Below are 24,996 nucleotides of genomic sequence, written 5' to 3' on the forward strand. Positions count from 1 at the left end.
AAGTTGAAATTCGCCGTCGGCATTCGCCGCGGCGGCTATGGCGGTAGTATCGAACAACGCCATCGGCATTACCTCCATTGATCGGATCGATCTCGCGGATCGATCTCGTGCTCTGAGTAATCCTTTTGACCTCTCAAGAAAAGGTCTGCTAACGCTTGCTCATGGCAGATCCCGACTTCAGTCAATTCCGGCTTGTCACCAAAGGGCACTCGTTCGAAGACTTTACCGAGGGCCAGGTGTTTACTCATCATTGGGGGCGCACGATTAATGCCGGCGACAATTCGCTGTTCACCACCGCGACGCTTTCGTACTGCCCGCTCTATTACAACGTCGAGTATGCACGCGCGCACGGCCATCCCGACGTAGTGGTGAATCCGATGCTCGTCGTTTGCACCGTGGTCGGTATGTCGGTCGAGGATCTCAGCGAAGCGGGCGGCCCGTTTCTCGGCATCAACGGACTCAAGTTTCATCGCGCGGTCTATCCCGGCGATACCCTGAGCGCGCGCAGCACCGTCGTGTCGAAGCGCGAATCGGCCAGCCGCGGCAACTTCGGAATCGTGACGTGGCGCACCGAGGCAAGTAATCAGCGCGACGAAATCGTGGTCTCATACGAACGCACCAACCTGGTCGCCAAGCGCCGAGGAGCACCATTGTGAGCTACATGACCGATGAGCGGCGAATGATTCAGCAGGCCGCGCGCGACTTCGCGATGAACGAGGTCCTGCCGATTGCGAACAAGCTCGATCCGGAGCAGGGCGACATCCCGATGGAGCTGCGCGACCAGCTCGCGCAGATGGGATATTTCGGCGTCGTCATCCCCGAGGAATACGGCGGTCTCGGGCTCGGCGCGTTCGAGTACGTCTTGATCACCGAAGAACTGGCGCGAGCGTGGATGAGCGTCGCGAGCATCATCGCACGCGGCAATGGACTCGGCGGCGGATTCTCGCCGGCGCAACGGCGCGAGTATCTCCCACGAATGGCGCGCGGAGAATTTCTGGGCGCGGCGGCGCTATCTGAACCCGACGCCGGTTCCGATCTCGCGAACGTATCGTGTAAGGCGACCCGCGACGGCGACGGCTGGGTCCTCAATGGCACCAAGACCTGGTGTACCTTCGCCGACGGCGCGGATTTTATTTCGGTGCTCGCGCGCACCAAGCAGCCATCGGATCCGCGCAAGCGCCACGAAGGTATCAGCCAATTTTTGGTGCTGAAGGAGCGCGGCAAGTTTCCGCCCGGGCTTACCGGTTCGTCGATTCGCAAGATTGGTTACTTCGGCTGGAAGACGTGGGAGCTGCACTTCGACAATTTGCATGTGCCTGCCGACGGATTGCTCGGCCGCGAACGCGAAGGCGGTGGGGAGGGGAGCGCTTTCAAAGGCACTGTGAGCGGACTCGAAGTTGCGCGCGTCCATACCGCGGCGCGCGCGATCGGGCTTGCCCGCGGCGGTTTCGAAGACGCGCTTGCCTATGCGCAACACCGCACCGCCTTCGGCCAGCCGATCGGCGAATTCCAGGCGATTCGATTCAAGCTCGCCGACATGGCGACCGAGATCGAAGCGGCGCGGCAGCTTACCTACTTTGTCGCGACCGAGGTCGATAGCAAACGCCGATGTGACAAGGAAGCTTCGATGGCGAAGCTGTTCGCCTCCGAGATGGCCGAGCGCGTCACCAGCGAGGCGCTGCAGATTCATGGCGGCTACGGCTACACCAAAGATTTTCCGCTCGAGCGCTACTGGCGCGACGCTCGCCTGACGAAAATTTTCGAAGGCACTTCGGAGATTCAAAAGCGAATCATCTCCGATCGATTGCTGCCGAGGACCAAACGATGAGCGACGCCACTTCGACCCTAACCGGCGCAGGAAATTATTTCGAAGATTTCGAAGTCGGCGCGAAGATGCGTCACGCGCGCGGCACCACGATCGGCGAAATCGAAAACCAGATGCTCACCAAACTCGTGCTCAACACCGCCGACGGCCACTACAACGAGCATCGCATGCGCGGCACGCAATTCGGCCAGCGCCTCGTGTTCGGGCTGGTGACGGGCTCGGTCTGTATCGGCCTCACGATGCAGGACACTGGCGAAAACGCGCTCGCCGAACTCGAACTCACCGGCATCCGCTTTACCTCGCCAGTCTTTCACGGCGATACGCTCTACGCCTACACCGAGGTGCTCGAGAAGCGCAATTCCGATCGCGACGATGCGGGCGTCGTGCGCTTCAAGCATTGGGGCATCAAGCAGGACGGCAAGATCGTTTTCGAGGGCGAGCGCACCGTCCTGATCAAGCGACGCAGCCATTGGGGCAATCGATGAATGCGCGCACGGGTCCGCTCTCAGATGTGCGGATCCTCGATCTCACGCAAGCGCTGGCCGGTCCATTCTGCACGATGCTGCTCGCTGACCTCGGCGCCGACGTGATCAAGGTCGAGCCGCCGGGCGGCGACATGTCGCGCACGATGGGACCGCATCCTAACGATCGCGCCGGCACCGACTACGGTGGCTACTTCGCAAGCGTCAATCGCAACAAACGGAGCGTCGTGCTCGATATCAAGACAGACGGTGGCCGCGAGGCGATTTTCAAACTCGCGGCGACCGCCGACGCCGTCGTCGAGAACGCGAAAACCGGCGTGATGGATCGCGCCGGCATCGGCTACGATCGATTGCGCAAAATTAAACCGTCGCTGGTGTACGCCGCGATTCGCGGCTTCGGCGATCCGCGAACCGGCCGCAGCCCTTATGCGGATTGGCCGGCCTACGATATCGTCGCACAGAGCATGGGCGGCCTGGTGAGTATCACGGGTCCCGCCGGCAGCGATGGATTTCGCGCGGGACCCGGCGTCGGCGATATCTATCCGGGGACGCTCGCGGCGCTGGGCGTCGTGTCTGCGATTCATGCGGCGCGACGCACGGGCCATGGCCAGTTCCTCGACGTTGCGATGTACGATGCGATTCTCACGCTGTGCGAGAATATTGTTTACACCTATTCGCGCGCCGGCGTCGTTCGAGGTCCGCAGGGCAATGGCACGCCGGTCCTGTGTCCCTTCGACGTCTTTCGATCGCGCGACGGGGCGGTTGCGATCGCGGCGCCGGGTGAGAATCACTGGGCGATTTTGTGCAACGCGATTGGCCGTCCCGAGCTGATCGCCGACGATCGATGCCGCAATAATCCGAAGCGCGTCGCCAACGCAGAATTTGTTCGCGAGGCAGTGTCGGCATGGACGACCGCGCATACGACGCAGGAAATCGTTGCCGCGATCGGTGGCAGGGTGCCGGTCGGGCCGGTGAATACTGCTAAAGACATTTTCGCCGATCCGCATCCGCGGGCGCGCGGGATGCTGATCGAAGTCGATCAGCCCGGCGACAATCCGCCGCTCACGATCGCGGGATGCCCGATCAAGTTCACCGAGACGCCGTCGGGAATCTACGCGCGGGCGCCGCTACTCGGCGAGCACACCGAACAGATTCTCGCCGAAGCCGGAATCACGGACGCATCAAAGGAGAAATCATGACGCTTCGACTTAGACGATCAGAGCTTTCGACGCCGGCCTCGAGTCCCAAGATGATGGAAAAGGCGATGACCAGCGCCGCCGACATGGTGTTCCTCGATCTCGAAGACGCGGTTGCGCCAGCGCAGAAAGAAGCGGCGCGCAAGAACGCGGTGCAGGCTCTGCGCGAACTCGATTGGGGCAAGAAAATTCGCGCGGTCCGCGTCAATGGCGCCGACACGCATTGGGCGCACGACGACGTGATTGAGGTGGTCGAGGGTGCCGGTGAATTTCTCGACATCATAATCGTGCCGAAGCCCAAAGCGCCGCGCGATATCTGGTTCTTCGACACGCTGCTCACGCAGCTCGAGACCAAGCTCAAACTGAAAAAGCAGATCGGTCTCGAGGCGTTGATCGAGGAGAGCGCGGCGCTCGCTCGCGTCGAGGAGATCGCCGCGTGCTGCCCGCGCCTCGAAGCGCTGATTCTCGGCTTCGGCGATCTCTCCGCAAGCCAGGGGATGCGCTTTGGCGTCGCGACCGATCCCGCGAATCGATATCCCGGCGACATCTGGCATCACGCGCGCGTCCGGATGATCACGGCCTGCCGCGCCAACGGCCTCGACGCGATCGATGGACCGTTCGGCAATTACAAGGACCCCGAAGGCTATCGCCGCGACGCGACCTGGGCGGCGACGCTCGGCGCGGTCGGCAAATGGGCGATTCATCCGAGCCAGATCGAACTTGCGAACGACGTGTTCGCGCCGACGGCGCATGAAATCGAAAACGCAAGGAAGATGTCCGACGCGTATCAGACCGCGATCAAGGAAGGCGCAGGCGCGGCGGGTTCCGGCGGGATGCTGGTCGATGCGGTCGCGGTGCGAATCTTCGAGAACGTCCTCGAACGCGCCCGCCTTACCGGCCGCGCCTGATCGCGCCTCCCGGATCGGCGGAGGCGGTGCTCAGCTCAGCGACGGGTGCGACGCCGCCGAAAGACGTCGAGAGACGAAAAGTAGGTATTGACGTTTGTATAGGCATCCGCCTATGCGTCGCGGACGAGATTCGCAAATATGAGGAAGAAATTGCCCGCGCTCAAAAGCGATGAGGAGGCGGAGAAGCTTCTCGAAAAAGATCTGTCCGACTACATCAACGCGGAGAATCTCGAACCGTTTCCGTTCGAATTTAAGCCCAAGCAGAAGTCGGTGAACTTGCGACTTTCGGGCGAATTACTGAGCGCCGTTCGTGCCGCGGCCAAGCGCCGAGGAATCCCTTACCAACGCTTCATCCGCCAGGCACTGGAACTCGCACTCAGGCGGCATGACAAGCGCTAACTGCAAATCGCCTCGGAAAATAGCGATCCAGCTCGGTCACTAGGGTTCGATCGACGCCGCAAGCTCGGCCTCCCGAGCGCAATTTCGATCGATCACTCGCGGAGTGGGGCGGCTGAACGGGCGCGGTCGAGCGCCGACTCGATTTCGGCGACGATCGTATCCTCGTCGCGCGACGTGTCGAGCTTGATGCGAATCGCCGACGCCATTTCGTTGAGCGGCTCGAACTCGCCACGCTGCTTCCTGTAAATCTCGAAGGTCGCATCCGAAACTTCGTCTTGTTTCAGGGAACGACGATCCAGGCGCAGGCGCACTTCACCTTCGTCGGCGACGCATTCGACGAACAGGATCGGTCGTCCGAAGCGCTCGGCGATCGCGATTGTCCTCCGGCGTTCCGCGACGGTTTTGAAAGTCGCATCCACGATCACGCCACGTCCCGCGTCGAGAATTTTCCCGGCCTCGGCGATCATCTCGTCATAAGTCCGGCGCGTGAATTCCGCCGAATAGATCCCGCTCCCGTAGCCGGCGCCGGCGCGTTCGTATTCGCCAGCTCCCGCGAGACGCTTTCTCACCCGGTCCGAATTAATCGTTTCGAATCCGCTGAGATGCCGAATCAGGCGCGCCACGGTGGATTTGCCCGTCCCCGACAGTCCGCAGGTGACGATCACTGCCGGCGATGCGATTCGCGCGTACCGGCAAGCCAGCGCGTAGTATTCGCGCGCGGCGTGTCGCGAGCGTTCGCGCTCCTTCGTTTGAACTTCCGCTTCGAGGCTGCGCAGGCTTTCGACTTTGCCGCGCACCGACGCCCGATAGCATTTGTATAATGGCATCAGTGTCGATAAATCGTCGTCGCCCGAGGCCTCGACGTAAGTGTCGACGAGTTCGCGGGAGAATTTCCCGGCGCCGAGCCGCTCGATATCCATCGCGAGGAACGCGAGGTCCGATGCGACGTCGCCGTAGCGCAGTTGTTCGCTGAACTCGACGCAATCGATCACCTCGATTTCGTCGCCTTCGATGCAGACGTGTTCCGCGCGGAGATCGCCATGGCCTTCCCGCACCCGTCCGCCGCGAGCCCGCTCATTCATCAAATCCCAATGCGACTTGACGAAGGCGCGGCAGAATTTATCCATCACTTCATATTGATCGCGCTCGAGGGTCTGCCCGATGAAAGTCTCGTTCTGCGCGATATCGCTGACGATCGCGCGCCAGATTGCCGCCGCCGACCCGAATTCCCATCCACGTTTCGTTTCTGCGCCTGTATGGAACTCCCCAATCCGCCGCGCGATCGCATTGATGTCCGCGCTATTGACCCGATGCGCCCGAAGCATCGAATCGAGCATCCGGTCGTCGGGCAGGCGCCGCATCTTGACCGTGTATTCGACCGCGTCGGGATGTGAAGCGCGCACTTCGGGTCCAAGTACGAACGAATCTCCCTTCCGCAGGATCGCGAACACGCCGTGATAAACGCGCGGCGCCAGGCGCGAATTCAGCCGCACCTCCTCGAGGCAGAAGTGGAGGCGTCGCTCGAGCCGCGAGCAATCGATAAACGCGAAGTGCACCGGCTTCTTGAGCTTGTAAACGAACCGCCCGGCCAGGATCGCGTATGAAATGTGCGTCTGCTTGACCTCGATGTCCCGCGGCGCGTCCGGGTAGAACCCGGGCTGCGACATCGCCTCGACCAGCGCGGCCAACGGCTTCGTCGATTCTGGGTTTTGATTCGTCATGCTGACTCTGTACACCGGCTTTCTTTAGCGTGCAGGAAAAAAGCGCACGTACAGGTCGTCAAGGTTAAATTTCTTGATTTTCCAATCAGATACTAAGCCCTCCTTGTAAACATCTACGAGGCCATGCTCTTCGACCGGACTAACCCCAGCGAACGCGTTATAGGGCGGATTTCCTAAAATTACGAGAATCGGTTTTGTCTGTTTGACTTGCTCGGCTGCCTCGCGCTCCTGCATCAGTTCGGGGAACGCCAGCAGCATTTGCGGCTTCGAACCATCCGGCGGTTCCCATCCGGTAAGTGCGTTGGTCAGGTAAACGCCCGCGCGTTCCTTCTTCGCGTCCGAGAAGGGCGCGCCCAGAGATTGAAGCAGCAACCCGATTTGCAGGTGCGTGACGACGAAGGGTGCGGGCAAAATCTCGAAGCCGAACACGCGTTCCATCGCCGCGCGCTTGATTTCTTGCGCCGTCAGGGCATCGCTTCCCTTCTCGCCAAGGGTTTTCGCGATCCGGTTAAGAACTTCGATCAGATAGGAGCCGGTGCCGCAACACGGATCGAGCACATAGACGTTCGGGTCGGCCAGCCCGTCGGCAACCTTAAGCTCGTCCCGCAATACTCGATCCACGCGGGCCACCATGTAACGTACGACCTCGCGCGGTGTGTACCAGACGCCGAGCTGCTTGCGCAGTTCCGGGTCGTAAGCTTCGAGAAAAGGCTCGTAGAAGTATTGGACCGCGTGATGCTCCTCGAAAGCGGTGAAAAACGCCGCGCGATCGACGCGATTAAGTACGGTCCCCGTCCAATCGAGCACCTCTGGCAGCTCGAGGCCCGCGAGCGAAGCCGGATTGCTCGCCTGATGGAATAACTCCGCCAGCACGGGGACGCGCAAGTAGTAGCCTGCCGTCCGCCAGTCGAAACGCGCTTTGCGGTCGCTATGCGGATGATCGCGCGTCCAGAGCACCCACGCCGAAAACACTCCATAGAATAAAGTTTGGACCAGCGTCGATCGAAAAAAGTGCTCGCCTTTGTCATCCTCGAACTTGATTGCGAGCGCCTCCTCCAATGCATTGCGGATCGCCGAGAGCGCAGGCACGTCGCTCTTTTTTTCGATCCGCCTGAGCGCCTCGCGCGCATACGAGGCCATGAACCACGCAACGTCTTTGGGTGCGGCCAAATCCGCCGCGTGCAGCATCACCCGCTTCAGGAAATCGACGAATCCCTCGTTCTGCTCCGCCGCGACAGCGCGGGGATGACTCGCTGCCGCCCAGAAGGCAGCCTCGCTTGGTGCGAGCCGATACTGTTCCAGCTTGACCGGCTTCCCTTCGGCATCAGCGCCGACCAGCAGGAAGTCCCTGAAATTCGTCACCAGGACTTGCCGATATGCTTTCCAGTATTTCGATACTTGCGCACTGTCGGCCGTGAGAAATGCGTCGTCGCTGGTAGGCTTTGCCTCGACGACGCCGCGCGAGGGCTTGGTGCCCGGCAGTGGCTCGGCCGCGGCCGCTTTCTGAAATTGATCGGGCGTGAAGAGGCCGATATCCGGGATTCCAGCGCCGTGACTCGGGTTAACGATACATCGGACCTTGGGCTTGAGGGTGGCACCGACCGCATCGAAAAGCGCCGCCAGTGCGGGATAGTACGAGGTTTCCGGGACAGCGGAGCCGGAACGGCGGATGTCGCTTAGTTCGCGGAGATAATCTTCCAGTGCGCTTATGGCCATCGCGAATCGCACGGAAGTGTAGCATCCCGCATGAGCGGTTGGCGATTCAGGAACAGTAACCAGCCTATGGCTTGCGGCATTATTTTTTGCCCAACTCAATGTTATGTTTGATGCCGAGTAGAAGTGATGAGGAGGGACACGAATGATCACGCTGCCCGGCCGCTGTGAGTTTCTGTCGGACGCCTGGCTCGACGAGGCGAGAAAATTCCTCGAGCGCGAATGCAAGAACAGAAAAGAGCGGCTTGGAAAGCGCCCCTTCTCGTTGAGCGAGCGCTTCACCAACGCGCCACCGCATCTCAAATTCGCGGACGACGTTGCAGCCTGGAGCATGCGCTACGACGGGGAAAGCATCCACGTCTCGCGCGATTTCGACGGCGCCGCTGACCTGGTCGTCGAGGGCGACTACCAGGCCGCGCTGACGGCCGCGCAATTTGTCGGCGTACTGGCGCCCGGAGCGATGGCTGCGATGGTGCGCGAAGTCGCCACCATGTTCGGCAAGGATGCTCTTCGCGTGAAGGGTGCTCTCGGCGACGAGCAGGCGAACGAGATGATCATGCTCCTGCACGATCACATGGGGCGCCGCACCGTCGAGAATCCCGATCTTGCTCATCGTGCGGCGCGGCAGGGCCTCTCGGGCAAGATCCGCGAGATGGAAGAGCAGGGCTACACGATTCTCGAGCGCGCGATCTCGCCGGAATTTGCCGACCAGGTGCGCAGCGCGACCCTACGCGCGCTCCTGCCGCATCAGACATTTTCGATGAACTGGATGCTCTATCATGGACGCGAGTTCGAGCAACTTATCCAGAACCCGCTGATGCTGACCCTGCTCGACGCCTCGCTCGGTCGCGGCGCTGTGATCGCATCGTTCAGTTGCATCAAGAAGGGTCCGGGGCCCGGCGTCATCCCGATGCATACCGACTATGCGCATGTGCCGGAGCCCTATCCGGAATTCTCTCTGACCGGCGTCGGTGTTTGGGCGCTCGAGGATTGGCGCGTCGAATCCGGTCCCACCTGGATTGTGCCCGGCAGCAACAAGTTCCGCCGCCCACCGCGGCCGAATGATAGCCGCGAAGGTGGAATCCCAATCGAGATGCCGAAAGGCTCGGTCGTGTTCTTCACGCACGGCGTGTGGCACTGGCAGGGCGATCGCACTGAGCCCGGCGACCGCGTGACGCTGCACGCGCACTTCAATCGCGGAATCCTGCGGAGCCTCGAGCCCAAGAAGACCGACGTGCAGATGCTGCATCGGAATTCGCCGCGGCTGGCTGAGATGCTCGGCGAGGACGACTGGTTCGACAAGATGTCCGCCGCCGGGCGCGATCACGTGCGGTTCAACTATATGCAACAGCTTCATGCATTCACCGAGAAGCAAAAGCGCGCGCTCCTGGCCGGCGATGCGAACTAATCAAATGAGGCAAACCAGATGTCCACTTTGACCTGGCCGCAAGGCCGCCCGGTAAAGCTTGCGCCGCGTGCGAATCAGCCTTCGATCACTCTTGATATTCATGAAACCGGCGAAGGTCCGGCGGTAGTTTTCTGCCACGGATTTCCCGAGCTTGCTTACTCGTGGCGTCATCAGTTGCCCGCAGTCGCGGCGGCGGGCTTTCGAGCAATTGCACCCGATCAGCGTGGATACGCCGGGTCAAGTGCACCGCCGGCCGTCACTGATTATGGCCTCACCGAACTGACCGGCGATCTGATCGGACTCCTCGACGCGCTGAAAATCGATCGCGCGATTTTCGTTGGCCACGATTGGGGCGGTTTCGTCGCGTGGGCGATGCCGGTGCTGTATCCGGAACGCACGGCGGGCGTCATCGGAGTCTGCACGCCGTACATGGCGATGCCTCAGACGTCGTTGATGCGCAGGCTCGTCAACGGCAAAGACGAACGCATGTACATCCTGTGGTTCCAGGAACCCGGTCGCGCTGAGAGCGTGATGGATTCCCGGGCGCGGCTCATTTTCGATCGCCTGATGCGCGCGCCGCTCGAGCCCGCGGAAGCATCCAGGCGCATGATGGCGAGCGGCGAGTTGGACATGAATCCGTTCCGGCGAATCGAAGACTTCCAGCCGGAGACTCCGCCAATCGTTACTCCCGAAGAGCTGGACGTCTATGTTCGCGCCTACGAAAAAACGGGCTTTCGCGGCGGTATCAACTGGTATCGGAACATCGATCGCAATTCGCGCGAGCATCCGCAGATCGGCGTCGCGAAGCTGACCCTGCCGTGCCTGATGATCACGGCTGCATGGGATGGAGCGCTGCCGCCGCGGATGGCGGCCGGGATGCCGGCGCTATGCTCGGACCTCGAGATGCACAATATCGAGCGCGCGGGCCATTGGGTGCAGCAGGAGTTTCCCGACGCGGTGAATGAAACGATCGTCGATTGGCTTAAGCGCCGCTTCAAAAAACCCTGACCGCTTCCCCGCGAGTAGAGTTACGCGCGGCTTTATTCATTTTCGCCCGCTTAATGTTATGGTGAAGCCGAGTCGCGCCGACTCGGAGGGCACAATCATGGGTGTATTGTCAGGTTACCGCGTCATTGAACTAGCCGGAATCGGACCCGGACCGATGTGTGCGATGCTGCTGTCGGACATGGGCGCCGACGTGCTGCGGATCGATCGCACCGCCGACGTCGGCCTGGGCATCGCCGCGACGGACAACAGATATAATCTGCTCAATCGCGGCCGCCGTTCGGTCGCGCTCGATTTGAAACGTCCCGAGGCAATCGAAGCCGTGCTCAAGATGGTCGAGAAGGCCGACGCGCTGATCGAAGGCTTTCGTCCCGGCGTCACCGAACGCTTAGGCCTCGGCCCCGATACCTGTATGAAGCGCAATCCGCGCCTGATTTACGGCCGCATGACTGGATGGGGACAAGAGGGGCCGATGGCGCTCGCAGCCGGCCACGATATCAATTACATCGCGCTGTCCGGCGCGCTCCACAGTATTGGCCGCACTGGCGACAAGCCGGTTCCGCCGCTTAACCTGGTCGGCGATTTCGGCGGTGGCGCGCTCTATCTTGCGCTCGGCGTGGTCGCGGGATTGCTCGAGGCGCAGAAGTCCGGCAAGGGCCAGGTCGTCGATGCGGCGATGGTCGATGGCGCCGCCTCGCTGATGACCGCGATCTACGGGATGCACGGGTCGGGGATGTGGAACGACGAGCGCGGCGAAAATATCCTCGACACCGGCGCCCACTATTACGAAGTTTACGAAACCAAAGACAAGAAGTTTGTCTCGATCGGATCGATCGAAGCGAAATTCTACGAAGAGTTGCTGCGCCTCTCCGGACTGAAGGGCGAGGAATTGCCGCGCCAGCAGGATCGCCAGTCGTGGCCCAAAATGAAGGAGCGCCTGACGAACCTGTTCCTCTCCAAGACGCGCGACGAATGGTGCAAAATCATGGAGGGCAGCGACATCTGCTTCGCGCCGGTGCTCAGCATGACCGAAGCGCCGAAGCATCCGCACAATAAGCATCGCGGGACGTTCGTCGAGACCGGCGGCGTCGTGCAGCCGGGACCGGCGCCGCGCTTCAGCCGAACTCCGAGCGCGATTCAGCGTCCGCCGGCGCGGCCGGGTGAGCATACTGAGGAGGCGCTCCGCGACTGGGGCTTCGGCGCGACGGACCTCGACAATCTGCGCAAATGCGGCGCGATCGCGACAGGCTCGCCGGGAAAATAATTCGCGCGAGTAGCAAAGCTATGTCGGAGGCGGAAATCGTGGCGAAGCGGCGACTCGCGGGCAAGGTCGCGATCGTAACCGGCGCGGGCCGCGGAATCGGTCGCGCGGAGGCGCTCCTGCTCGCCCGCGAGGGCGCGAAGGTCGTCGTGAACGATCTCGGCGGAGGCCCGACCGGCGGCGGCGCGGACTTGAGCGTCGCCGAGCAAGTCGTCGCGGAGATTCGGGCGCTTGGATGCGAAGCGGTCGCGAATCACGACAACGTCGCCACGATGGAGGGCGGCGAGCGGATCATCAAAACTGCGCTGGACGGCTTTGGCCGGCTCGATATCCTGATCAACAACGCGGGAATCGTCCGACCGACCGCGAATCATCTACAACATGAGCGAAAGCGACTGGGACGACGTGATCGATGTCCATCTGAAAGGGCACTTCAGCACGGTTCGTTTTGCGGCGCCGATTTTCCGCGAGCAGAAGAGCGGCGTGATCGTGAACACCGCGTCGGAGTCGGGGCTGGGACATCTCGGGCAATCGAGTTACTCGGCGGCCAAGGAGGGCATCGTCGGATTCACTCGCACGATCGCGCGCGACCTTGGACGCCATAACGTGCGATGCAACGCGATCAGGCCGCGCGCCGCCACGCGCCTTTTCAATGAGGAGGCGCTGCAGGCGATGCAGCGCACGCGCAGTATGCTCGGCAACATCGGGGTGCCCGGTGCGGTCTCGAATCCGCTCGACGACAAGCCCGAGCACGTCGCGCCGCTGGTCGTCTGGCTATGTACCGATGCCGCTTCGAATGTGAACGGCCGAACTTTCGTGGTCGGTGGCGACATGATCGGACTTTATCCGGAACCTGCGCCTGAGCGCGTGATCGTTCGCGAAGGTGGATGGGATCTCGACGCGCTCGATCGCGTCGCCGGTAGTCAACTGACTAATGGACTGCGTAATGAGTTTGGCGGCTCGAAGTGAGCAAATAGCTATTGGCCTAAGCTGGCTCCTTCACATCAAATGCCTGCCACGCTGAGCACCGGCTCGCAAGCGATCGCCTGCCGAGCGTTAGCCAATGGCCCCCGAGCTTTCTACATTTGAGGTATCGACGCCAGCGCATCACGGAATCGGCGACAATCGCTCGCCTCGAATTTTCTGTTGCGTTAATCGGCAGCGTGATGGAAAACATTGCTCGACCATCAGCTTGCGGTGCCCTGCTTGGAGTTTGAATGCCGACCAATGACAACGGTCCGATCGACGATTCCGAAGAATTTCGCCTGCTCGAAGACAGCCGCCACAAAAGCGATTGGCGGCTGTGGGGTCCGTATCTGCCGGAGCGACAGTGGGGAACCGTGCGCGAGGACTACTCCGGCAATGGCGACTCCTGGAATTCATTCACCCACGATCAGGCCCGCAGCCGCGCTTATCGATGGGGCGAGGATGGTTTGCTCGGCGTGTGCGATCGCGAATGCCGATTGTGTTTTGCGCCGACCTTCTGGAACGGCCGCGACCCGATCCTCAAGGAGCGCCTGTTTGGACTCACCGGGCCCGAGGGCAATCACGGCGAGGACGTCAAGGAGTGCTATTACTACCTCGACGCGAGCCCGACCGGCTCCTATCTGCGCGCGCTCTACAAGTATCCGCAAAGCGCATATCCGTACGATCTGCTGGTCGCCGAGAACAAACGCCGCAGCCGCGACGAGCCCGAGTTCGAGCTGATCGATACCGGCATCTTCGACGGCAATCGCTACTTCGACATCTTCGTCGAGTATGTGCAGGCCGCGCCCGATGACATCCTCGTCAAGCTGACGGCGTTCAATCGCGGTCCCGACTTAGCAAGGCTCGACCTGCTGCCGACGCTTTGGTTTCGCAATACCTGGAGTTGGGGACGCGAAGGTAATGGCTATTGGAAGCGCCCGTCGATTCGGCAACTATCGCCGACCTCGGCGCGCCTCGAGCATGAAACGCTTGGCGCTTACATCTATCAGGTCGAGGTTCCCGCGAACGGCAAGCAACCCGAGCTGCTATTCACCGATAATGAGTCCAACTCGATGCGGCTCTGGGGCAAGCCGAATCAAACCCCGTACGTCAAGGACGCGTTCCATCGCTATCTGGTAGGCGGTGAGCGTGACGCGATAAATCCGGCGAAGGAAGGGACCAAGGTCGCGGCGCATTACTCGTTCGAAGTTCCCGGCGGTGGCGAGCAGAGCGTCCATGTCAGATTTTGCGGCGAAGCGGCGGCAGAATCACGCGCGTCGGGCGCTGACGTGGCAGAGCTTTTCGCGCGCCGCGCGGAGGAGGAGCACGATTACTATCGCGGCCTGGTGCGCAGATACGGCAGCCGGCTTATCAAACGCGACGACGGCCAGGCAGGCTTGCCCGCACCAACTCCGCAGGATTTAGACGAACTATACGGTCCCAAGGAAGCGATTGCCGTGCGGCAGTGCTTCGCCGGCCTGGTCTGGACCACGCAGTTCTATCACTACTTCGTGCGCGATTGGCTGGAAGGCGATCCGGGGGAGCCGCCTCCGCCGCCGGAGCGAGCGCATGGCCGCAACGCGGACTGGGAGCATCTGCATAGCTTCGAACTGATCTCGGTGCCGGACAAGTGGGAGTATCCGTGGTTCGCGGCGTGGGATTTGGCCTTTCATACCGTGCCGTTTGCCGTGATCGATCCGGCGTTCGCGAAGAGCCAGCTCGAGTTGATGCTGCGCGAGACTTACATGCACGCCAACGGACAGATTGCGGCCTACGAGTTTGGCTTTGGCGACGTGAATCCGCCGGTGCACGCGTGGGCGGCATATCGTTATTACAAAACCGCGAGCACGGTCGCGAAGCCTGATCGGGTTTTCCTCGCGCGCGTTTTTCAGAAGCTCTTGCTCAACTTCACCTGGTGGGTGAATCGCAAGGATCCCGACGGCAAGAACATTTTCTCCGGCGGATTTCTCGGCCTCGACAATATCGGAGTCTTCGATCGTTCCAAGCCGCTCCCCACCGGCGGACGGCTCGAGCAGGCGGACGGCACTGCGTGGATGGCCTTCTACTGCGCGACGATGCTCTCGATCGCGCTCGAGCTCGCCAGCAATGATCCCGTGTACGAGGATATCGCCTACAAGTTCCTCGAGCACTTCACTTCGATCGTCGAGGCGATGCACGATGTCGGCAAGGAAGGCCTGTGGGACGAGGAGGATGGCTTCTACTACGATCGCGTGGTGGCGGACGGCGTCAAGCTGCCGCTCAAGGTGCGCTCGATGGTCGGCATCATTCCGCTGCTGGCGGCGTCGGTGGTCGAGAGCGACATGATCGAGAAGCTGCCGGATTTCTACGAGCGCGTGCAGTGGTTCAGGGACAATCGCAAGCATCTCGCGCGTCACTTTCAGTTCCGCGAATCGACTCATCCGCCGGGCCTGACTCGCGGCCTGTTGGCGCTGCCGTCGCGCGAGCGTCTCGAGCGCGTGCTGCGCTACGTGCTCGATGAAAACGAGTTTCTGTCGCCATACGGAATCCGCTCGCTCTCGCGCTACCATCTCGAGCATCCGTTCGTGCTCGACATTGGCGGCAGTGAGTATCGCGTCGATTATCAACCCGCCGAATCCCGCTCCGGCGTGTTCGGCGGCAACTCGAATTGGCGCGGACCAGTGTGGTTTCCGATCAATTATTTATTGATCGAGGCGCTCGAGGCGTACCACATCTATTACGGCGATACCTTCAAGGTCGAGTGCCCGACCGGTTCCGGCAAGATGCTCACGCTGCGTGAGGTAGCGGCTGAACTCGCCCATCGATTGTCGCTGCTCTTCCTTCCCGACGAGAACGGGCGCCGACCCTGTCATGGCGACGATCGCCGCTACGCCGAGGATCCGCACTGGAAGGACCTGGTGCTCTTCTATGAGTATTTTGACGGCGATACCGGCAAAGGTCTCGGCGCGAGTCATCAGACCGGATGGACCTCGCTCGTGATGCGATGCCTCAGGCGTTCGAATGAGCAGTGGCAGCGCTATCAATACGAGGCGCAGGCTGAGGTCCCGCAGGAATAGGGCGGGCATCGCGGTGCTGATTGTTGGCTCAAGCATTGGCGATTGCAGGCTCGCCCTGAACTTCATCCCTTTCTTGTGCGAGATTCGGAATGATTGCTTCGTCCGTTGTCAGTAGCCACCGTCCCTTTGCCATCGCGCTCAGAATGCTCCATGCGAATGCGAACACCACGATGGAGATTGCGATAGTGGCGATGAAGCTGTGCCAATCAACGACGGCGCGCAGGTTGCCTATATGGCCGGTAGGTAGAGTCTTATGCGTAAACCGATCGAGCACCGAGACGTTTACCGGCTTGAGCGATTGCGCGATAAAACTGGCATAGAGCGAATAGGTTTCGGCGATCAGCAGGGCGCCGAACAAGTTCAGTCGCGAAATACGATTAGAGGGTGAGGTTGTCATTGGGATTTCTTGGGGATTTTCGTGGCTAAAGCTCCGTCGGATACAGCTACTTTGAACGGAGCATCAGATGTGCCAATCGCGCGGCCGCGACAATCCCCGCGAAGAGACGATGCTTTAAGAGTAAATTCGGTCTGTTAGGAGCCGTAAATTTTACAAACGCCGATTGCGTTGGCGGGAGTTCACGCCGTCATTCGGCCTTGGCCCGCCTCGATGACGCAGCAATCCGCGCAGCGACAGTCTTCAGATCCTCGACGAATCGCCGCATTCGGCGGATTTACAAGAAGCCCAACGCGACGGCGGCGCGGGCGATCATGATGCGGCGGCGCGGCGAGCGCACCTCAAATGTTCACGCTGCGCATATCGTGATAACGGCCGCCGGCGGCAAAGCCCTTCGGCGCGACTTCCTCGATTCGCGCGAGGTCGCTGTTCGATAGCGTTATCTTGGCCGCGCCGAGGTTCTCTTCCAGGTAGGTGCGTCGCTTGGTCCCGGGTATCGGCACCATGTCATCGCCCTGCGCGAGCACCCACGCGAGCGCGAGTTGGCTCGGCGTGATGTTTTTCTCTTTGGCGATTTCCTTGATCCGATCCACCACCGCGAGATTCTTCTGGAAATTCTCCGCCTCGAAGCGTGGTGAAATCTTGGGCCGCATGTCGTCGCTCGGCAGGTCGCGCAGGTTGCCGCTCAGAAAACCGCGTCCGAGCGGGCTGAATGGAACAAAACCGATTCCGAGTTCGCGCAGCGTCGGGATCACTTCGTCTTCGTAGTCGCGCGTCCACAGCGAATATTCCGATTGCAGCGCGGAAATCGGATGCGTCGCGTGCGCGCGCCGGATCGTCTGCGCGCCGGCCTCCGACAGTCCGAGATAACGCACCTTCCCTTGCTTCACCAACTCCGCCATCGCGCCGACGGTCTCCTCGATTGGCACCTTCCTGTCCACGCGATGCTGATAGTAAAGGTCGATGTAGTCGATGCCGAGCCGCTTCAGCGACGCGTCGCAGGACGAGTGCACGTATTCGGGACGCCCGTTGATCGTACGCTTGCCGTCGGGCAGCACCTGGTTCGCAAACTTGGTCGCGATTATCACGCGGTCGCGATATTTCCGAAGCGTCTTGCCGACCAACTCTTCATTGTGGCCCGCGCCGTACACGTCGGCGGTGTCGAAAAAATCGATGCCGAGTTCGACCGCGCGCTCGAGCGTCGCCGCGGATTCGACGTCGTCGCGCGGACCGTACATCTGCGACATCCCCATGCATCCGAGGCCGAGTTCAAACACTTCGAGTCCCTGGCTGCCGAGCTTGCGCTTTTTCATGGCGTGATTTCTCCTCGATTTGGTTTGTGGATGGGTGCGGACTACAACAGCGCTCGTCTCATATCGGCGAGCACCGCGACGAGGTAGGTGGTGAATCGCGCCGCGAGCGCGCCGTCGATCACGCGATGATCGTAAGACAGCGAGAGCGGCAGAATCATCCGCGGCACGAATCCGCCGTCGCGATAGACCGGCTTGTGCGTCAGCTTCGACACGCCGAGAATCGCGACTTCCGGCGCGTTGATAATCGGCGTGAACGCGGTGCCGCCAATCCCGCCCAGGCTCGACACGGTGAAGCATCCGCCCTGGATATCGGTCGGGCGGAGCTTTCCCGCGCGCGCGGCGGCGGCAAGATCGGCAGTTTCTCGCGCGATTTGCAGCACGCCTTTCTTATCGACGTCGCGCAGCACCGGCACCACCAATCCTTCGGCGGTGTCGGCGGCAAATCCGAAGTTAAAGTACTTCTTTAAGACCAGATTGTCGCCGTCGAGCGACGCGTTGAACTCCGGAAACTCCGTCAGCGCGCCGACCAGCGCCTTCAGGATGAAGGCGAGCATCGTAACTTTTAGGTGCTGCTCCGACTTCGCGTCGTTGATCTGCTTGCGGAACGCTTCGAGCTCGGTGACGTCGGCTTGGTCGAACTGCGTGACGTGCGGGATCATCACCCAGTTGCGCGCGAGATTCGCCTTGGCGATTTTTCTGATGCGCGAAAGCGGCCGGATTTCGACTTCACCGAACTTTTTGAAATCCACCTTCGGCCACGCGAGCAGATCGAGTCCCGCGCCCGCGCCTTTCGGCTTCTTCATCTCGGCATTGACGAATGCCTGCAGGTCTTCGCGGAAGATGCGTCCTTGGAAGCCGCTGCCCTTGACGAGCCGGAGATCGACGCCGAGTTCGCGCGCGAATTTTCGCACCGACGGACTCGCATGCGGCTTGGGCGCGCCTTCGTCGGCTTCTTCCGGCGCCTGCCCGGAAGCGACCTCATTCTTTTTCTCAGTTACCGCTGCGCGTGCCGCTGGCACCGGTTTCTTTTCCGACGGCACCAGCGACAATTTCGACGAAGCCGGCGCCGGCGCGGATGCTTGCGCGTCCACTCCGTCAGTTTCGAGCACGATGATCGGCGATCCTTCCGAGACTTTGTCGCCGAGATGCACTTTCACTTCTTTGACGATTCCCGCCTGCGGCGACGGCACTTCCATCGTGGCTTTTTCCGATTCGATCGTGATGAGCGATTGCTCGACGCTCACGCGATCGCCCGGCTTGACCATCACCTCGATCACATCGACGTCGGTGAAATCGCCGATATCGGGAATCTTGATATCGATAGTCGCCATCGTGGATCGCTAAACCGTAACAGGACTCGGCTTTTCCGGATCGATTTTGTACTTCTTGATCGCCGATTGCACGCGCGACGCGGGAATCTGCTCCTCGTCGGCGAGACTCTTCAACGCTGCGAGCGCGATGTAATAGCGATCCACCTCGAAGAAACTGCGCAGCCGCGCGCGATAGTCGCTGCGGCCGAAGCCGTCGGTGCCGAGCACGCGATAGCGGCGCGGCACGTAGGGCCGAATCTGATCGGCGAACGCCTTGATGTAATCCGTCGACGCGACCACCGGACCGGGCCGCCCGTTGAGGCAAGTCTCGACGTAGCTGCGTTTTTGCGGCGCGGTCGGATGCAGCATGTTCCATCGATCGATCTCGAGGCCTTCGCGCCGGAGTTCCGTGAAACTCGGGACGCTCCACACGTCGCCGACCACGCCGAAATCGTTCTGCAGCAAATCCGCCGCCGCGATCACCTCGCGCAGGATCGTGCCCGAGCCCATCAGTTGAACGCGCGGCGCTTTGCCGTCGCTACCGTCGCGGAATAGATACATCCCCTTCAGGATGCCGGCCTCCGCGCCCTCCGGAAGCGCCGGATGCTGATAGTTCTCGTTCATCAGCGTGATGTAATAGAAAACGTTCTCCTGCTCCTGCAGCATCCGCCTGAGTCCGTCGTGGATGATGACGGCGACTTCGTAGGCGAAGGTCGGATCGTACGAAACGCAATTCGGAATCGTCGAGGACGCAAGATGGCTGTGGCCGTCGGCGTGCTGCAGCCCCTCGCCGTTCAGCGTCGTGCGGCCGGAAGTTCCACCGAGCAGAAAGCCGCGGCTCCGCATGTCGCCAGCCGCCCACGCCAGATCGCCGACGCGCTGAAATCCGAACATCGAGTAGAAGATGTAGAACGGAATCATCGGCAGATTGTGCGTGCTGTACGAGGTCGCGCCCGCGATCCACGACGACATCGCGCCCGCCTCATTGATTCCCTCCTGCAGAATCTGTCCCTGCTGATGCTCGCGATAGAACATCAGTTGCCCTGCGTCCTCGGGTTTGTAGAGTTGGCCGACCTGCGAGAAAATTCCGAGTTGCCGGAACATCCCTTCCATCCCGAAGGTGCGCGATTCGTCGGGGACGATCGGCACGATGCGGCTGCCGATATTCTTGTCGCGCAGCAGCGTCGATAGCACGCGCACGAACGCCATCGTAGTGGAGATCTCGCGATCGTCGGTGCCCTTGAGCTGCAGTTCAAACGCCGACAGCGGCGGCACTTCGAGCGCCGTCGATGTGCGCCGTCGTTGCGGGATGTTGCCGCCGAGCGCCGCGCGCCGCTCCTTCAGATACTTTACCTCGATGCTGTCTTCGGGCGGGCGGTAAAATGGAATGTCGGCGATCTGATCGTCGAGCACCGGAATCTGGAAGCGATCGCGGAACGCCTTCAGCGCCGCGAGATCCATCTTCTTCGCCTGATGCGTGATGTTCATGCCCTCGCCAGCCGCGCCCATCCCGTAGCCCTTGATCGTCTTTGCGAGAATAACCGTGGGCTCGCCGCGATGCTCCACCGCCGCTCGGTATGCCGAGTACACCTTCAGCGGGTCGTGGCCGCCGCGCCGCAGTTGCCACAATTCCTGATCGGTCATGCCCGACACCATGTCGAGCACCTCGGGATATTTGGCGAAGAACTCGCGCCGCACGTACGCGCCGTCGCGCGCCTTAAAGGTCTGGTACTCGCCATCGACGCATTCTTCCATCCGGCGGCGCAACAGCCCGAGCTTGTCGCGCGCGAGCAGCGGATCCCAGTTGCTGCCCCAGATCACCTTGATCACGTTCCAGCCGTTGCCGCGGAAACTCGATTCGAGCTCCTGGATGATCTTGCCGTTGCCGCGCACCGGACCGTCGAGCCGTTGCAGATTGCAATTGACGACGAAGATCAGATTGTCGAGGCGCTCGCGCGAGGCCAGCGAAATCGCGCCGAGCGATTCCGGCTCGTCCATCTCGCCGTCGCCCATGAAGGCCCACACCTTGCGATCGCCCATCTCGGCCAGGCCGCGTCCCTCGAGGTACTTCATGAAGCGCGCCTGGTAAATCGCCATCATCGGGCCGAGGCCCATCGAGACCGTCGGGAACTGCCAGAAATCCGGCATCAACCACGGATGCGGGTAGGACGACAGACCCTTGCCATCGACCTCGCGCCGAAAATTGATCAGTTGGTCTTCGCTCAGACGACCTTCGAGAAAAGCGCGCGCGTAAATTCCTGGCGACGAGTGCCCCTGTATATAAATGAGGTCGCCGGCGAAGGTCTTGGTCGGGGCGCGCCAGAAATGATTGAAGCCGATGTCGTACAGCGTCGCGGCCGATTGGAAGCTCGCGATATGACCGCCCAGTTCCGACGTTTCCTTGTTCGCGCGCAGCACCATCGCCGCCGCGTTCCACCTGATGATCGAGCTGATGCGCCGCTCGATCTCGCGATCGCCGGGATAGCGCGGCTGCCGGTCGGCCGGAATCGTATTTACGTACGGTGTGTTGGCATTGTACGGCAGAAACGCGCCACGCCCGCGCGCCTTGGTGATCAGATTCTCGAGCAGGAAATGGGCGCGATCGACGCCTTCGCGATCGACTACTGCGTCCAGCGAGTCGAGCCATTCGCCCGTCTCTTCGGGATCCAGATCTTCAATGGTTTCCATCGTTCTCCATTGTACAGCATCGATGACTGCTTGACTGCGCGGAATGAAGGCTCGCCACTCACGACTCTTTCGAAAAGCGGAACGAAATCGTCCCGAGCTCCCGATAGTCAATATGAAACGTGTCGCCCGCGGCTGCCGCAAGTGGCCGCGTGAACGATCCACCGAGGATCAATTGCCCTGCCTCGAGTGTGACGCCGTGCGGCGCGAGTTTGTTCGCGAGCCATGCGACGCCGTTCGCTGGATGATTCAGCACCGCCGCGGCGACGCCTGATTCCTCGAGCTCGCCGTTGCGGTAGCAAACCGCCGCGACCCATCGCAGATCGAGATCCATCGGGCGGATCGGACGACCACCAAGCACGAGGCCTGCGGAGGCCGCGTTGTCCGAGATGGTGTCGAAGACTTTGCGCGTCACCTTGGTCTCGGGATCGACCTGATGAATCCGCGCGTCGATTATCTCGATCGCTGGCACGACGTAATCGGTGGCGCCCAGCACGTCGAAGATCGAGCAGCCGGGACCGCTGAGCGGTTTTCCCAGGATGAACGCGAGCTCGACTTCCACACGGGGCACGATAAATCGCCGATACGGCAACTCGGCGCCGTCGTGGAAAAACATGTCGTCGAGCAGGGCGCCGTAATCGGGCTCGTCGATCTGCGAGGAATTTTGCATCGCCTTCGACGTGAGTCCGATCTTGCGGCCCTTGAGCGTGCGCCCCTCCGCGATTTTGATCGTCACCCATTCGCGCTGGATTGCATACGCGTCCTCGATCGTGATGCCCGGGAAGCGCAGCGAGAACTGGCGAATCTGGCGCCGCTCTTTTTCGGCGGCATTCAGTTCGTTAGCGAGCTGATTGATTATCTTTGCATCGAGCATCTTGATTTCCTGAAGCGCGACTTGACTCATGCTCTCACGAAGATCGCACTGATTCGCTGCGAATTCGAGACGGCGCGAAACTTTTTTCGATGTCGAACGTCTTTTGAATCAAGCGGGCGCATCGTGAAGCTCGCATTTTTGGATCGGAGGTTCTGTTCATGCCTGAAGAAACCAACGGCGCGGAAAATCGAAGAATGGAAGATCGGCTCGAGCGCCTCGAACGTGAAGCGATGCGCGAAAATCGCTACTGGAAAGGCGGTTTGATTGGGTCGTTGCTGTTGATCGCGATCGCGCTCTTCACCAGCGGCGGTCATCATCGGCGCGAACGGCCGGAATTCGCGAGAGGGGGACGATACGCTATGCCATATCCGCCGCCGCAATTCGGCTACATGGCGGGCGGCCCGTGGGGACCTTGCGGCGGCCGGGACTTCGCACGGGATTTTGGCCACCGACGACCGTGGGATGCGCCGCGCCCGGATGCCAATCGTCCGGGACCGCAACCACCGTCGGCCACCAACTGATTCACGTTCGACGCTCGGGACTGTATCAATTCCAATCGAACGCGGGAGCGGTTTTCTCGAGCCGCTCCTGCGTTCGTCTCTTGGATCCAACGACATCAAAGCGACCTTGTCTGAGCGCGGCAAAAATTTTGACAGCAAGACGGCGATGGCTGTATTGCTGGCTGATGAAAGTAATTTTCGAGAAGAAGGGCCCGGTCGCATACGTCACCATCAACCGGCCGGAGGTGCTGAACGCGTGCGACTTCGAGACTTACGGGCGGCTCACTGAAATCTGGCTCGAGTTCAGCGCGGACCCGTCGTTGCGCGTCGCGATCTTCACCGGCGCCGGCGAGCGCGCTTTCTGCGCGGGCAGCGATATCAAATCCAACTACGTTGAAAAGCGCGGCCGAGAAAACGGCAAACCGCCGTACCCCGTGATGCTCGCGCTGACCAAGCCGATCATCGCCGCGATCAACGGCCACGCCAACGGCGGCGGCCTGGAACAGGCGCTCGCGTGCGATATTCGCGTCGCCGCGGAGCACGCGCAATTCGGCCTCGGCGAAGTGCGGCTCGGATGGCTGCCGGGCGGCGGCGGCACTCAACGATTACCGCGATTGATCCCGCTCGGGCGCGCGCTCGAGATGCTCTACACCGGCAAGCGGATTGACGCCGCGGAGGCGCTGCGCCTCGGTCTCGTCGATTACGTCGTTCCGATGCCGCGACTGATCTCGCGATGCGAAGAAATCGCCGCCGAGATTTGCAAAAGCGCGCCGCTCGCCGTGCAGCGAATCAAGGAAGTCGCGCTGCGAGGCCTCGATCTGCCGCTCGCCGAAGGACTCAAGCTAGAGCAGCAGGGCTACCAGTGGCTGACCCAAACCGAAGACGCGGACGAAGGCGCGCGCGCGTTCGCCGAGAAGCGTCCACCCACCTGGAAGGGCAGGTAGATGAGCGATTCATCGAAGGCGGAGCAACTCGGCGTCGCCACCGTGAAGATTTTCGAGACGAAAAATTTCCGGCTGCATCGCGGCGAGGTTTTGACCGAGCTGAAGCTGGCATACGAAACGTATGGCACTCTCTCGCCCGACGGCCGCAACGCCATCCTCGCGACGCACGGTTACACGTCTAGCCAGCACGCCGCCGGACTCGATGACCGAGGCGAAGTCGGATGGTGGGACGGGCTGATCGGTCCCGGCAAGGCGATCGACACGAATCGATACTTCGTCGTCTCGTCCAACATGCTGGGCTCGTCGTACGGCTCGACCGCGCCCGCCAGCATCAATCCGAAAACCGGCGCGCCTTACGGTCCCGATTTTCCGGCGTAGCGGTCCGTTCGGCGTCGAAATTGTCGTCCCACTCCGGATAGCGGCATTGAATGCTCTGCGCTACGGTTGCTGTATGACGGTGAACGCCCTGCGTGCTACTCCTCGAACTCATGGCTGCACGAAAGAAAAAGCTCTCTCCTATTTTTCCCGGCGAGATTCTGCTCGAGGATTACTTGAGGCCGGCAGGTATTACGGTCAACCGGATGGCGATGGACATTCGGGTCCCGGTCTCGCGCGTCTATGAGATTGTCAACGGCCGCCGGACGATCACTGCTGACACGGCACTGCGCCTCGCGCGCTATCTCGGCACGACGCCGGAGTTCTGGATGAATCTGCAGGCGAAGTACGAACTCCGCAAAATCATGGCGGAGCGCGCTGACTCGATTGCGGCCGAAGTACGCCCGCTCGCCGCGACGCGATGAAAATTTCATAGGCCTTAGCGGCGGTTGCGGAAATGTAGCGGATTAAGGCAATCATTGCTGGATCGCCAAAAGCGAGGTGCCCAATGATCAAGCTGGTTTACATCATTCGCAAGCGCGACGACGTTTCGGACCAGGACTTCCACGACTACTGGCTGCACAAGCACGGCCCGCGGGTCGCGAGCGTCGCCAAGGCAATCCGCGCGCGCAAGTACGTCCAGAGCCACACGATCATGCCG

Annotated in this window: 22 protein-coding genes and 2 pseudogenes; 17 read left to right on the forward strand and 7 right to left on the reverse strand. The window is 61.2% G+C overall.

Going from position 1 to position 24,996, the window contains the following annotated elements; genetic code table 11:
* Positions 1-161: 161 nt before the first annotated feature.
* From Q7S58_RS17040 to Q7S58_RS17065, 6 genes are all read left to right on the forward strand, one after another.
* Complete coding sequence (locus tag Q7S58_RS17040) at positions 162-656, forward strand: MaoC family dehydratase (RefSeq protein WP_304828564.1); 495 nt, start codon at positions 162-164, stop codon at positions 654-656.
* A gap of 5 nt (positions 657-661) precedes the next feature.
* Positions 662-1,828 (forward strand): acyl-CoA dehydrogenase family protein, encoded by a 1,167-nt coding sequence (locus Q7S58_RS17045; protein WP_304828625.1) that lies wholly within the window; start codon positions 662-664, stop codon positions 1,826-1,828.
* Positions 1,825-2,310, forward strand: a complete 486-nt coding sequence (locus tag Q7S58_RS17050; RefSeq protein ID WP_304828567.1) for a MaoC family dehydratase — start codon at positions 1,825-1,827, stop codon at positions 2,308-2,310. Before Q7S58_RS17045 ends, Q7S58_RS17050 begins: the two co-directional genes overlap by 4 nt.
* Positions 2,307-3,506, forward strand: a complete 1,200-nt coding sequence (locus Q7S58_RS17055) for a CaiB/BaiF CoA-transferase family protein (protein WP_304828571.1) — start codon at positions 2,307-2,309, stop codon at positions 3,504-3,506. The genes Q7S58_RS17050 and Q7S58_RS17055 overlap by 4 nt, the downstream gene beginning before the upstream one ends.
* The gene (locus Q7S58_RS17060) at positions 3,503-4,411 is read left to right on the forward strand and encodes a CoA ester lyase (protein ID WP_304828573.1); all 909 of its coding nucleotides are present in this window, start codon (positions 3,503-3,505) and stop codon (positions 4,409-4,411) included. Before Q7S58_RS17055 ends, Q7S58_RS17060 begins: the two co-directional genes overlap by 4 nt.
* Before the next feature lie 150 nt (positions 4,412-4,561).
* Positions 4,562-4,810 (forward strand): CopG family antitoxin, encoded by a 249-nt coding sequence (locus tag Q7S58_RS17065; protein WP_304828576.1) that lies wholly within the window; start codon positions 4,562-4,564, stop codon positions 4,808-4,810.
* A 92-nt stretch (positions 4,811-4,902) separates the two neighbouring features.
* Here the strand turns inward: Q7S58_RS17065 and Q7S58_RS17070 are convergent, their stop codons facing one another.
* Positions 4,903-6,531 carry an AAA family ATPase gene (locus Q7S58_RS17070; RefSeq protein ID WP_304828579.1) on the reverse strand — a complete coding sequence of 543 codons (1,629 nt, stop codon included), beginning with the start codon at positions 6,529-6,531 and terminating at the stop codon, positions 4,903-4,905.
* Between the two features lie 36 nt (positions 6,532-6,567).
* Positions 6,568-8,241, reverse strand: a pseudogene (locus Q7S58_RS17075) (N-6 DNA methylase); the annotation flags it as partial.
* A gap of 148 nt (positions 8,242-8,389) precedes the next feature.
* Between Q7S58_RS17075 and Q7S58_RS17080 the strand changes: the two are divergent.
* The 6 genes and pseudogenes from Q7S58_RS17080 to Q7S58_RS17100 all read left to right on the forward strand — a co-directional run bounded on the left by Q7S58_RS17080 (position 8,390) and on the right by Q7S58_RS17100 (position 15,940).
* Positions 8,390-9,652, forward strand: coding sequence for a phytanoyl-CoA dioxygenase family protein (locus Q7S58_RS17080; protein ID WP_304828585.1), 1,263 nt, complete (start codon positions 8,390-8,392; stop codon positions 9,650-9,652).
* 18 nt (positions 9,653-9,670) lie between these two features.
* The gene (locus tag Q7S58_RS17085) at positions 9,671-10,660 is read left to right on the forward strand and encodes an alpha/beta fold hydrolase (protein WP_304828588.1); all 990 of its coding nucleotides are present in this window, start codon (positions 9,671-9,673) and stop codon (positions 10,658-10,660) included.
* A 97-nt stretch (positions 10,661-10,757) separates the two neighbouring features.
* Positions 10,758-11,921, forward strand: coding sequence for a CaiB/BaiF CoA-transferase family protein (locus Q7S58_RS17090; RefSeq protein WP_304828591.1), 1,164 nt, complete (start codon positions 10,758-10,760; stop codon positions 11,919-11,921).
* 20 nt (positions 11,922-11,941) lie between these two features.
* Positions 11,942-12,229, forward strand: a pseudogene (locus Q7S58_RS22285) (SDR family NAD(P)-dependent oxidoreductase); the annotation flags it as partial.
* A 70-nt stretch (positions 12,230-12,299) separates the two neighbouring features.
* The gene (locus Q7S58_RS17095; RefSeq protein WP_304828594.1) at positions 12,300-12,887 is read left to right on the forward strand and encodes an SDR family oxidoreductase; all 588 of its coding nucleotides are present in this window, start codon (positions 12,300-12,302) and stop codon (positions 12,885-12,887) included.
* 248 nt (positions 12,888-13,135) lie between these two features.
* On the forward strand, positions 13,136-15,940 hold the full coding sequence (locus Q7S58_RS17100) for a hypothetical protein (protein ID WP_304828596.1): 2,805 nt from the start codon (positions 13,136-13,138) through the stop codon (positions 15,938-15,940).
* A 28-nt stretch (positions 15,941-15,968) separates the two neighbouring features.
* Here Q7S58_RS17100 and Q7S58_RS17105 read toward each other — a convergent pair whose 3' ends face one another.
* From Q7S58_RS17105 to hpaH, 5 genes are all read right to left on the reverse strand, one after another.
* Positions 15,969-16,337: a hypothetical protein gene (locus Q7S58_RS17105; RefSeq protein WP_304828598.1), complete on the reverse strand. Its 369-nt coding sequence runs from the start codon at positions 16,335-16,337 to the stop codon at positions 15,969-15,971.
* A 338-nt stretch (positions 16,338-16,675) separates the two neighbouring features.
* Positions 16,676-17,647 carry an aldo/keto reductase gene (locus Q7S58_RS17110; protein ID WP_304828600.1) on the reverse strand — a complete coding sequence of 324 codons (972 nt, stop codon included), beginning with the start codon at positions 17,645-17,647 and terminating at the stop codon, positions 16,676-16,678.
* A gap of 41 nt (positions 17,648-17,688) precedes the next feature.
* Positions 17,689-18,978 carry a dihydrolipoyllysine-residue acetyltransferase gene (gene aceF, locus Q7S58_RS17115; RefSeq protein ID WP_304828603.1) on the reverse strand — a complete coding sequence of 430 codons (1,290 nt, stop codon included), beginning with the start codon at positions 18,976-18,978 and terminating at the stop codon, positions 17,689-17,691.
* 9 nt (positions 18,979-18,987) lie between these two features.
* Positions 18,988-21,645, reverse strand: a complete 2,658-nt coding sequence (aceE, locus tag Q7S58_RS17120; protein WP_304828607.1) for a pyruvate dehydrogenase (acetyl-transferring), homodimeric type — start codon at positions 21,643-21,645, stop codon at positions 18,988-18,990.
* Between the two features lie 58 nt (positions 21,646-21,703).
* Positions 21,704-22,516, reverse strand: a complete 813-nt coding sequence (hpaH, locus tag Q7S58_RS17125) for a 2-oxo-hept-4-ene-1,7-dioate hydratase (RefSeq protein ID WP_370655534.1) — start codon at positions 22,514-22,516, stop codon at positions 21,704-21,706.
* A gap of 158 nt (positions 22,517-22,674) precedes the next feature.
* Here hpaH and Q7S58_RS17130 point away from each other — a divergent pair, with 158 nt between their 5' ends.
* The 5 genes from Q7S58_RS17130 to Q7S58_RS22290 form a co-directional block, all read left to right on the forward strand.
* Positions 22,675-23,037 carry a hypothetical protein gene (locus Q7S58_RS17130; RefSeq protein WP_304828613.1) on the forward strand — a complete coding sequence of 121 codons (363 nt, stop codon included), beginning with the start codon at positions 22,675-22,677 and terminating at the stop codon, positions 23,035-23,037.
* 164 nt (positions 23,038-23,201) lie between these two features.
* The gene (locus Q7S58_RS17135; RefSeq protein WP_304828616.1) at positions 23,202-23,960 is read left to right on the forward strand and encodes an enoyl-CoA hydratase-related protein; all 759 of its coding nucleotides are present in this window, start codon (positions 23,202-23,204) and stop codon (positions 23,958-23,960) included.
* Positions 23,961-24,338 carry a hypothetical protein gene (locus tag Q7S58_RS17140; protein ID WP_304828619.1) on the forward strand — a complete coding sequence of 126 codons (378 nt, stop codon included), beginning with the start codon at positions 23,961-23,963 and terminating at the stop codon, positions 24,336-24,338.
* A 110-nt stretch (positions 24,339-24,448) separates the two neighbouring features.
* Complete coding sequence (locus Q7S58_RS17145; protein ID WP_304828622.1) at positions 24,449-24,760, forward strand: HigA family addiction module antitoxin; 312 nt, start codon at positions 24,449-24,451, stop codon at positions 24,758-24,760.
* Positions 24,761-24,843: 83 nt separating this feature from the next.
* Positions 24,844-24,996: EthD domain-containing protein (locus Q7S58_RS22290; protein WP_370655535.1), on the forward strand; the 153-nt coding region annotated here is incomplete at its 3' end.

The organism is Candidatus Binatus sp. (assembly GCF_030646925.1).
Taxonomy (GTDB): Bacteria; Desulfobacterota; Binatia; order Binatales; family Binataceae; genus Binatus.